Here is an 8,922-nt window from a genome sequence, read left to right on the forward strand (position 1 = left end):
TCGTCGGCGATGGCCGCCGACCTCGGCACGATGCGTGTGACCGAGCAGCTCGACGCGCTGACGACCTTGCGCACCGATCCCTATCGCTACCTGATCGCACCGCGTCTGATCGCTGCGCTGATCGCGATCCCGCTGATGGTTCTGATCGCCAACGCGATCGGCATTTTCGGCGGCTATTTCGTCGCAGTCTACAAGCTGGACTTCAACGCGATCGGCTATTTGCAGACGACACGCCAGTACCTGACCGCCACCGACCTGCAGATGGCGATCGTCAAATCCGCCTTCTTCGGCTTCTTCATCGCGCTGATGGGCTGCTATCACGGGTTCAAGGCGCAAGGCGGCGCGGCCGGCGTCGGCCGCGCGACGACCGACGCGGTCGTGTCGGCCTTCATCCTGATCCTGCTTAGCAACATGATCATCACGCTGGTGGCCTTCGGCTGATGGCAAGCGAACCCAAGATCATTCTCCAGGGCGTCGGCAAGGCATTCGGCCCGAACCGCGTGCTCGATGGTGTCGATCTCACGATCGAGCGCGGGGAATCGATGGTCATCATCGGTCAGTCGGGCAGCGGCAAGTCGGTAATGCTCAAATGCATCCTCGGCCTGATCCGTCCGGATCGTGGCGAAATTCGCGTTGATGGCGACGATCTCGCCTCGATGTCGACCCGCGAACTGGAGCGCGCCCGCGCGAAGTTCGGCATGTTGTTCCAGGGATCGGCGCTGTTCGACTCGCTTCCCATCTGGCGCAACGTCACCTTCGCCCTGACCCAGGGCCGGATGCGCGATGCCGCAAACATGCGGCGCATCGCGACCGAGAATCTGGAGCGCGTCGGCCTGGACGCGAAGATCCTCGATCTTCGTCCCAGCGAATTGTCCGGTGGTATGCAGAAGCGGGTCGCGCTGGCGAGGGCCATCGCGCCGCGCCCGGAGATCATCTTCTTCGACGAACCCACGACCGGCCTCGACCCGATCCGCGCCGACGTGATCAACGACCTGATCGTCGAACTGGTCGAGGAACTGGGCGTGACCGCGCTGACCATCACCCATGACATGGCGTCGGCGCGCAAGATCGCGCACCGCGTCGCCATGCTCTATCAGGGGCGGATCGTCTGGACCGGTCCGCGCGACCGGCTCTACGACAGCGGCAATCCTTATGTGGACCAGTTCGTTCAGGGGCGTGCCGAAGGTCCGATTACCTGATCCCGCTGTCGGGCGCGCCGGGGCGCGTTCGGGCACTCGATCTGCCATTGCGCGTTTGGGACCTACCGAGCCGCGCAAGATCGACCCTGTCAGAAAATCGATAACTGAGAGAAGATAATCCAATTGGATCGATCAGTGCGGCTCCGGCATAGGGCTGTCACCGCAGATCAAGGAGATTATCGATGCTGGGCCGCACCGTTCCCGACGTTACCCTGAAGACCCGCGTCCGCGACGAAAGCGTCGGCGGACCCAATCCCTTCCGCTGGCAGGACATCCACACGGGTGAACTGTTCAAGGGGCGCCGCGTGGTAGTCTTCGCCCTTCCCGGCGCCTTCACGCCGACCTGCAGCACCGAGCAGTGCCCGGCTTATGAGCGTTCCTATGACGATCTGCGCGCGGCCGGTGCCGATGACGTCTACTGCCTGTCGGTCAACGATGCCTTCGTCATGTACCAGTGGGGCAAGCATCTGGGCGTCGACAAGGTCAAGATGCTCCCCGATGGCTCGGGTGACTTCACCCGCCGCATGGGCATGCTGATCAAGAAGGATCATCTCGGCTTCGGCGATCGCTCGTGGCGCTATTCGATGGTGGTCGAGGACGGCCGCGTCGTCGCCTGGTTCGAGGAGCCGGGAATCAACGACGACGGTTCGGACGAAGACCCTTATGGCGTCAGCTCGCCGGATAACGTCCTTGCCTGGCTGCGCGAGAACCAGAAGGCCGCCTGACCCGCATTCCGCACGGTAGCACCGCTCCGGTCGATGACCGGGGCGGTGCATCTGCTGCTCAGATCGAGAGGGCGGCTTCGGCCCGGGCGATCCAGCGTTGCAGCGCCGGATAGTCGGCAAGGTCGAACCCGCCTTCATGCGCGACGCGGCTGTAAGCGACGAGCGCAATGTCGGCGAGGGTAAGCGCGTCGCCGACCAGCCAGTCGGCTTCTGCGAGATGGCGGTCGAGGAGGGCGAGCGCAGCCTTGCCGCGCTCCACGATCTTCGGCTCCAGTTCGCTCTGCGCCTTGCCCAGATAATGCATCTGGAAGCGCGCCACGGCCACATAGGGTTCGTGGCTATATTGTTCCCAGAACAGCCACTCATACATCTTCGCGCGCAGGAACGGGTCCGCCGGCACGAGGGCGCTGCCTTCCGTCAGATGGAGCATGATCGCATTCGACTGCGCCAGGCTGCGACCATCGTCGCGGACCAGAAGAGGCACCTGGCCGGCCGGGTTCAATTCGAGGAAGCCCGCCGTTCGTGTCGATCCGTCGAGCACGCTCGTCTCGATCCACTCGATCGCGATGCCGAGAATCGCTGCCGTCCATTTGACCTTCAGGCAATTGCCCGAGATCGAATCGCCATAGACCCGCATGTCCGCGTCTCCCTTTTGCTTCGGCACGCGCTTAGCCGCTCCTGTACCGGACAGAAACTGACTTCTCCCCGGCTCTGACCTTGTCGGGCTATCGTCTTGAAGCAGGCGGGATTTGTTGCGGACATTTGAGACGCAGCCTCAGCAGCTGTCACAAAGGCGTAAGCGAAACTCCAAGGCGGCTGTAACAATGTTGAATCATAGGCTTCGCACGTCATCCAGCCAGGAGACGAGCGATGAATGCCATCACCCGGATCGCGGACTTTCAGGATCTGCGTCCGACCATTCCGGAAGCCGACAGGAAGCGAAAGCGTTTCCGGACGATCTGGATTTCCGACGTCCACCTGGGAACGCGCGGCTGCAATGCGCAGATGCTCATCGACTTTCTCGACTCGACCGACAGCGAGACGATGTACCTGGTCGGCGACATCATCGATGGCTGGAAGCTGCGCCGCAGCTGGTATTGGCCCTCGGCGCATAACGATATCGTCTGGCGGGTAATGAAGCGCGCCAAGCGCGGCACGCGGGTTGTCTACATCCCCGGTAATCATGACGAGATGTTCCGTCAGTTTTCGGGCCTGACCTTCGGCGGGATCGAGATTCGGCGCAACGCTGTCCATGAGACCGCCGACGGCCGGCGGCTGATGGTGACCCATGGCGACGAGTTCGACGCGGTCGTGATGTGCCACCGCTGGCTCGCCTTTCTGGGGGACGCTGCCTATTCGGGGCTGATGCGGCTGAACATCGTGATCAACGCGGTGCGCCAGCGGCTCGATCTGCCCTATTGGTCGTTGTCCAAGCACGCCAAGAACAAGGTCAAGAATGCGGTCGAGTTCATCTCCCGCTTCGAGGAAGCGGTAGCGCACGAAGCGCGCGATCGTGGCGTCGACGGCGTCGTCTGCGGACACATCCACACCGCAGAGATCCGCGATTTCGGCGGGATCGTCTACTACAACGATGGCGACTGGGTCGAAGGCTGCACGGCGCTGGTCGAGCATTTCGACGGCCGGCTCGAGGTGCTTCACTGGGCCGACGAGATCGCCGCCCGGCGTGAGATCGCTCCGGCGATGGCGGCCTGACATGCGCATCGCGATCGCCACCGATGCCTGGGCGCCGCAGGTCAACGGCGTCGTCCGGACGCTCCAGGCGGTCACCGCCGAACTCGCGGCGATGGGCCATGAGGTCTGCGTCATCGCGCCCGACCAGTTTCGCACATTGCCTTGTCCCAGCTATCCCGAGATCCGGCTGGCGCTGACCACCCATGGTGGCGTCGGCCGCCGCATCGCGGAGTTCGGCGCCGACGCCATCCATGTAGCGACCGAGGGGCCGATCGGTCTCGCGGCTCGCCGCTATTGCCTGTCGCGCCGCCTCGCCTTCACCAGCGCCTATCACACCCAGTTTCCCGACTATGTCGCCGAGCGTACCGGCATGCCGGCCGACTGGTTCTGGCGCTATATCCGCTGGTTCCACGCGCCGTCCGCCGCGATCCTGGCGTCGACGCCTTCGATCGAGGCGGTCCTCGATGCGCGCGGGATCGGGCCGGTGCGGCGCTGGGGCAGGGGCGTCGATCTCGCACTGTTCCGCCCCGACCGCTCGGCGCACCCGGCCTTTGCCATCTTGCCACGCCCGATCCAGCTCTATGTCGGCCGCGTCGCCGTCGAGAAGAATGTCGAGGCCTTCCTGTCGGCCGACGCCGAGGGCACCAAGGTCGTGGTCGGAGATGGGCCCGCCCGGGCTGCGCTCGAACGGCGTTATCCCGATGCGGTCTTCCTGGGCGCGTTGCATGGCGAAGAGCTTGCCTCCGCTTATGCCGGAGCCGATGTGTTCGTCTTCCCGAGCCGGACCGACACGTTCGGGCTGGTGATGATCGAGGCACTGGCCTGCGGTACGCCAGTTGCTGCCTATCCGGTGACCGGTCCCGTCGACGTCCTCGATCCGTCGTCCTCCGCGATGGACGAGGATCTGTCGGTGGCCATCCGCAGCGCGCTGACCTGCGAACGGGGTGCTGCCGCAGCCTATGGAGCAACCTTCGGCTGGCGCCGCAGCGCAGAGCAGTTTCTTGCGGCGCTGGTTCCTCAGGGCGCAGGGCGAAGTCGTCAGGCAGCCTGACGTCAGGGCCGGAACTGGCCCTCGCACGTCCAGCCTTGTGCTTCGCCTGCGGGTTCAGTACATCATGGCCACGCTCAGGCCGCTCCGTGAAGGGGCGGCCCTTTTATTTGGAGGACCGCCATGGCCCAGCCGCTCATGCCCCACGCCACCGCTTCGTGGCTGGTCGACAACACCGCGCTCAGCTTCCAGCAGATCGCCGAGTTCTGCGGTCTGCACATCCTCGAGATCCAGGCCATCGCCGACGACATGGCGGCCACCAAGCTGACCGGCCGCGATCCGGTCCGCGCCGGCGAGCTGACCATGAGCGAGATCGAGAAGGGCCAGAAGGACGCCAATTACCGGTTGGTGATGCAGAAGGGCCCCGATCAGCTGCGCCGCACAAAGGGCCCGCGGTACACGCCGGTGTCCAAGCGTCAGGACAAGCCCGACGGCATCGCATGGATCATTCGCAACCATCCCGAGGTGTCGGACGGCCAGATCTCCAAACTGATCGGCACGACCCGCACCACCATCGCCGCGATCCGCGACCGGACGCACTGGAACATCTCGAACATCGTTCCGAAGGATCCGGTGACGCTCGGCCTCTGCTCGCAGCGCGAACTCGACGCGATCGTCGCCAAGGCGGCGAAGGCCGCCGGGATCGAGGCGGCTCCCGACACCCGTCTGGAGGGCGACCGGGAGGCCCTGATCGAGGAACTCCGTGCCCAGCGTGACGCGGCCGCGCGCCGCGTGGACGAAGTCCATGCCGACCAGTCGTCGACCTTCGGCGGCGCGACCTTCCAGGATCCGTTCAAGAAGATCTGACACCCGACGGGCCGCCGTCCTGGCGGCCCGGTCCCGGTTCGTCGGTCCCGGCCCGTGCTTCGTTGGACGCGCCAAGGCCCGGCCGTCATCGCCAGTCCCGGCTTGACCCCCGGCGCGCGCCAGCCCAAAAGCCTCGCCCATGGACAGTGCCGCCATCGCCGACCTCTCCTTCGAGGATGCCCTGAAGCAGCTTGAGACGATCGTCCGACAGCTGGAATCGGGCGAGGTTCCGCTCGACCAGTCGATCTCTCTCTACGCCAAGGGCGATGCGCTCAAGCGGCTGTGCGAGCAGCGCCTGAACGCTGCCAAGGCACGGATCGAGAAGATCAGTCTCGGTGCCGATGGCGCGCCGCGGGGGACCGAGCCCTTCGACGCGGGCTGAACGGATGAGCGACCGCCTCGCCTCCGAAATCGCCGCCATCGCGCGGGAGATCGACGCCCGCTTCGACCTGCTGCTGACGCCGCCCGAGGACAGCCGGCGGCCGCTCTATGAAGCGATGCGCCACGCGGCGATCGGTGGCGGCAAGAGGCTCCGTCCTTTACTTGTTTCGGCTTCGTCCCGTCTGTTCGCCGTTGATCCGGAGTGCGCACTGCGCGTCGGCCTCGCGATCGAGGCGGTGCATGTCTACAGCCTCGTTCATGACGACCTGCCGGCGATGGACGACGACGACATGCGTCGCGGCAAGCCGACCGTCCACAAGGCCTATGACGAGGCGACGGCGATCCTGGTCGGTGACGGGCTGCAGGCGCTGGCCTTCGAGATCATCGGCAGCGAGGCGACGCATCCGGACCCCTTCGTGCGGTGCGAACTCGTCACCGCGCTCGCCGCAGCGGCCGGGCCCGCCGGTATGGTCGGCGGACAGGCGATGGACATGGCGGCGCCTTCGCTGGTTCAGGATCTCGGTATCGTCACGCGACTGCAGCAGCTCAAGACCGGCGCGCTCATTGCCTTTTCTGTCGAGGCGGCGGCCATATTGGGGCGCGTTCCCGCCGAGGGCAGGGCGCGGTTGCGTGGCTATGCCCATGATCTGGGCCTGGCCTTCCAGATTGCCGACGACCTTCTCGACGTCGAAGGCGATGCCGTCGCGACGGGCAAGGCGGTGGGCAAGGACGAGGCTGCCGGCAAGGCGACCTTCGTCTCGCTGCTCGGCGTCGAACGCGCTCGCGCGCAGGCGAAATTGCTGAGCGAGCAGGCGATCGGCCATCTGTCCGGCTTCGGTGCGGAAGCCGATCTGCTGCGGGACATCGCCGCCTATACGGTCCGGCGAGACCGCTGACGATATCGCTGATATAGGGGGGAATGCACATGCGCATCGGCGTCTATCCGGGTACCTTCGACCCGATTACCCTCGGCCATATGGATATCATCCGGCGCGGGGCGAAGCTGGTCGACCGGCTGGTCGTCGGGGTGACGACCAATCCGTCCAAATCACCGATGTTCACGCTCGACGAGCGGCTGGCGATGGTTCGTCGGGAGACCGCCGATCTGAGCGACCGGATCGAGATCGTCGCGTTTGACTCGCTGCTGATGGATTTCGCCGAGCGGATGGGGGCGTCGATCATCGTACGGGGCCTGCGCGCCGTGGCTGACTTCGAATATGAATATCAGATGGCGGGGATGAACCAGCAGCTGAACAACCGGGTCGAGACGGTCTTTCTGATGGCCGATGTCGCCCTGCAGCCGATCGCATCCCGCCTGGTCAAGGAGATCGCCCTCTACGGCGGCGCGATCGATCGTTTCGTTCCTGCGCAGGTGGTGCAGGAAGTCGTCGCGCGCGTCGAAAAGATCGGTAAGAAGGGTAGCTGAAGGGCCGGGCGGTTCAGCCGACCGCAAGCCCGCTGCGAGTAAGGAACCCGCGCCCTGCGCGGTTGGAGAATGGATCTGATGCGTTCGAAGTTGATTGCCGCGGCCCTTGCCGGCCTTTTCATGGCCGGAACCAGTGTCGCACAGGTCGCGGGGGACGTGCCTCCGCCGCAGGACCCGCAGAATATCCTGAATCTCGATCTTTCGACCGGTGGCCGGGTGAAGATCCAGCTGCGCCCGGACCAGGCCCCCTATTCGGTCGACCGGATCAAGACGCTGACTCGGCGTCATTTCTATGATGGCCTGATCTTTCACCGCGTGATCGAGGGCTTCATGGCCCAGGGCGGCGATCCGCAGGGCACCGGCGAAGGCGGATCCGACCTTCCCGACCTGAAGGCCGAGTTCAACGATCTGCCCCATGTCCGCGGTGCGATGGCGATGGCGCGCGCCCAGTCGCCCGACAGCGCCAACAGCCAGTTCTACATCATGCTCCAGCCGAACCTGACGCTCGACCGCAACTATACGGTGATCGGTCGCGTCGTGTCCGGCATGCAGTATGTCGATGCGCTCGAACGCGGCGAGCCGCCGGCGAACCCGTCGAAGATCGTTCATGCCTCGATCGAATCCGACGACCTCGGGCAGGCACCCGCCGCCTTCGTACCCCCGCCCCCGAAGGCTGCGGAAGCGGCCCCAGTGCTGACCGGCAAGGCGGCGAAGCAGGCGCGCAAGGAAGCCGAGGAAAAGGCCGAGGCCGAAGCCAAGGCGAAGAAGAAGCAGGTAAAGGCCGAACGCAAGGCCGCCAAGGAACAGGCCAAGGCTGCGCGTGAGGAAGGCGATCGCCCGGCCGGCGGTACTGCCGCCGCCGTCGATGCGATCAGCCCGTCGCCGACCGCCAGCGCGGTCGATCAGGTCGCGACCGAAGAGGCCCCGGCCCAGCCGAACTGACATGCGCGTCGATCTCTTCGACTTCGACCTTCCCGCAGAGAATATCGCGCTCCGGCCCGCCGATCCGCGGGACAGTGCGCGGCTGCTCAACATATGCGGGCCGAGCGCGCCATTCGAGGACTGGCGGGTCAGCGATCTGCCGAAGCTCCTGCGCGCGGGCGACTGTCTGGTGTTCAACGACACGCGCGTCATTCCTGCGCAGCTGGAAGGGCGGCGCGGCGAAGCGCGGATCGGCGCAACGCTGCACAAGCGCGAGGGGCTGCGCAGCTGGCGGGCCTTCGTCCGCAACGCCAAGCGCGTGAAGATCGGCGACCGCATCGACTTCGGTCGGGACGTCTTCGCCCTGGCCGTCGAGCGCGGCGATGATGGATCGATCCTGTTCGAGTTCGAGGGCGACGAGCCGGTCGAGCTATTGCTCGAGCGCGCGGGAACGATGCCGCTGCCGCCCTATATCGCCGGAAAGCGCGCCGCCGACGAGCGCGATCTCGACGACTATCAGACGATGTTCGCGCGCGAAAAGGGCGCGGTGGCGGCCCCGACCGCCGCGCTGCACTTCACCCCGCGCCTGATGGAGGCGCTGGCGGCTGCGGGTATCGCCAGCGAGACGCTGACGCTCCATGTCGGCGCGGGGACCTTCCTGCCGGTCAAGGCCGACGATACCGACGACCATCGGATGCATGCCGAATGGGGACGGATCGAAGC

General features: G+C 65.5%; 12 protein-coding genes. 11 read left to right on the forward strand and 1 reads right to left on the reverse strand.

The genetic code is table 11. The annotated features are described in order from the left end of the window. The 3 genes from KAY22_RS20465 to KAY22_RS20475 form a co-directional block, all read left to right on the forward strand. Window positions 1-441: ABC transporter permease (locus KAY22_RS20465; RefSeq protein ID WP_296625097.1), on the forward strand; the 441-nt coding region annotated here is incomplete at its 5' end. Next, the gene (locus KAY22_RS20470; RefSeq protein WP_296625098.1) at window positions 441-1,199 is read left to right on the forward strand and encodes an ATP-binding cassette domain-containing protein; all 759 of its coding nucleotides are present in this window, start codon (window positions 441-443) and stop codon (window positions 1,197-1,199) included. The genes KAY22_RS20465 and KAY22_RS20470, both read left to right, overlap by 1 nt. Before the next feature lie 182 nt (window positions 1,200-1,381). After that, the gene (locus KAY22_RS20475) at window positions 1,382-1,924 is read left to right on the forward strand and encodes a peroxiredoxin (RefSeq protein WP_296625099.1); all 543 of its coding nucleotides are present in this window, start codon (window positions 1,382-1,384) and stop codon (window positions 1,922-1,924) included. 58 nt (window positions 1,925-1,982) lie between these two features. On the opposite strand, the gene KAY22_RS20480 is transcribed toward KAY22_RS20475, so the two are convergent. Continuing rightward, window positions 1,983-2,588, reverse strand: coding sequence for a glutathione S-transferase family protein (locus KAY22_RS20480; protein WP_296625100.1), 606 nt, complete (start codon window positions 2,586-2,588; stop codon window positions 1,983-1,985). Window positions 2,589-2,794: 206 nt separating this feature from the next. Between KAY22_RS20480 and KAY22_RS20485 the strand changes: the two genes are divergently transcribed. The 8 genes from KAY22_RS20485 to KAY22_RS20520 form a co-directional block, all read left to right on the forward strand. Then, window positions 2,795-3,637, forward strand: a complete 843-nt coding sequence (locus KAY22_RS20485; RefSeq protein ID WP_296625101.1) for a UDP-2,3-diacylglucosamine diphosphatase — start codon at window positions 2,795-2,797, stop codon at window positions 3,635-3,637. 1 nt (window position 3,638) lies between these two features. Further along, window positions 3,639-4,667, forward strand: coding sequence for a glycosyltransferase family 1 protein (locus KAY22_RS20490; RefSeq protein ID WP_296625102.1), 1,029 nt, complete (start codon window positions 3,639-3,641; stop codon window positions 4,665-4,667). A 120-nt stretch (window positions 4,668-4,787) separates the two neighbouring features. Then, window positions 4,788-5,471 (forward strand): DUF1013 domain-containing protein, encoded by a 684-nt coding sequence (locus KAY22_RS20495; protein ID WP_296625103.1) that lies wholly within the window; start codon window positions 4,788-4,790, stop codon window positions 5,469-5,471. A 139-nt stretch (window positions 5,472-5,610) separates the two neighbouring features. Continuing rightward, a complete protein-coding gene (locus KAY22_RS20500; RefSeq protein WP_296625104.1) occupies window positions 5,611-5,853 on the forward strand; it encodes an exodeoxyribonuclease VII small subunit in 243 nt (80 codons plus the stop codon). 4 nt (window positions 5,854-5,857) lie between these two features. Then, the gene (locus tag KAY22_RS20505; RefSeq protein WP_296625105.1) at window positions 5,858-6,748 is read left to right on the forward strand and encodes a polyprenyl synthetase family protein; all 891 of its coding nucleotides are present in this window, start codon (window positions 5,858-5,860) and stop codon (window positions 6,746-6,748) included. Between the two features lie 29 nt (window positions 6,749-6,777). After that, window positions 6,778-7,278, forward strand: a complete 501-nt coding sequence (gene coaD, locus KAY22_RS20510; protein ID WP_296625106.1) for a pantetheine-phosphate adenylyltransferase — start codon at window positions 6,778-6,780, stop codon at window positions 7,276-7,278. Window positions 7,279-7,398: 120 nt separating this feature from the next. After that, the gene (locus tag KAY22_RS27990; protein ID WP_366514120.1) at window positions 7,399-8,220 is read left to right on the forward strand and encodes a peptidylprolyl isomerase; all 822 of its coding nucleotides are present in this window, start codon (window positions 7,399-7,401) and stop codon (window positions 8,218-8,220) included. A 1-nt stretch (window position 8,221) separates the two neighbouring features. Next, window positions 8,222-8,922 (forward strand): S-adenosylmethionine:tRNA ribosyltransferase-isomerase (locus KAY22_RS20520; protein ID WP_296625107.1); only part of this gene is annotated, 701 nt, incomplete at its 3' end.

This window comes from Rhizorhabdus sp. (assembly GCF_018006725.1).
Taxonomy (GTDB): Bacteria; Pseudomonadota; Alphaproteobacteria; order Sphingomonadales; family Sphingomonadaceae; genus Rhizorhabdus.

Coding starts and splice junctions, on each gene's coding strand:
- KAY22_RS20470 (WP_296625098.1), top strand. CDS start 441: ATGGCAAGCGAACCCAAGATCATTCTCCAGGGCGTCGGCAAGGCATTC.
- KAY22_RS20475 (WP_296625099.1), top strand. CDS start 1,382: ATGCTGGGCCGCACCGTTCCCGACGTTACCCTGAAGACCCGCGTCCGC.
- KAY22_RS20485 (WP_296625101.1), top strand. CDS start 2,795: ATGAATGCCATCACCCGGATCGCGGACTTTCAGGATCTGCGTCCGACC.
- KAY22_RS20490 (WP_296625102.1), top strand. CDS start 3,639: ATGCGCATCGCGATCGCCACCGATGCCTGGGCGCCGCAGGTCAACGGC.
- KAY22_RS20495 (WP_296625103.1), top strand. CDS start 4,788: ATGGCCCAGCCGCTCATGCCCCACGCCACCGCTTCGTGGCTGGTCGAC.
- KAY22_RS20500 (WP_296625104.1), top strand. CDS start 5,611: ATGGACAGTGCCGCCATCGCCGACCTCTCCTTCGAGGATGCCCTGAAG.
- KAY22_RS20505 (WP_296625105.1), top strand. CDS start 5,858: ATGAGCGACCGCCTCGCCTCCGAAATCGCCGCCATCGCGCGGGAGATC.
- coaD (WP_296625106.1), top strand. CDS start 6,778: ATGCGCATCGGCGTCTATCCGGGTACCTTCGACCCGATTACCCTCGGC.
- KAY22_RS27990 (WP_366514120.1), top strand. CDS start 7,399: ATGGCCGGAACCAGTGTCGCACAGGTCGCGGGGGACGTGCCTCCGCCG.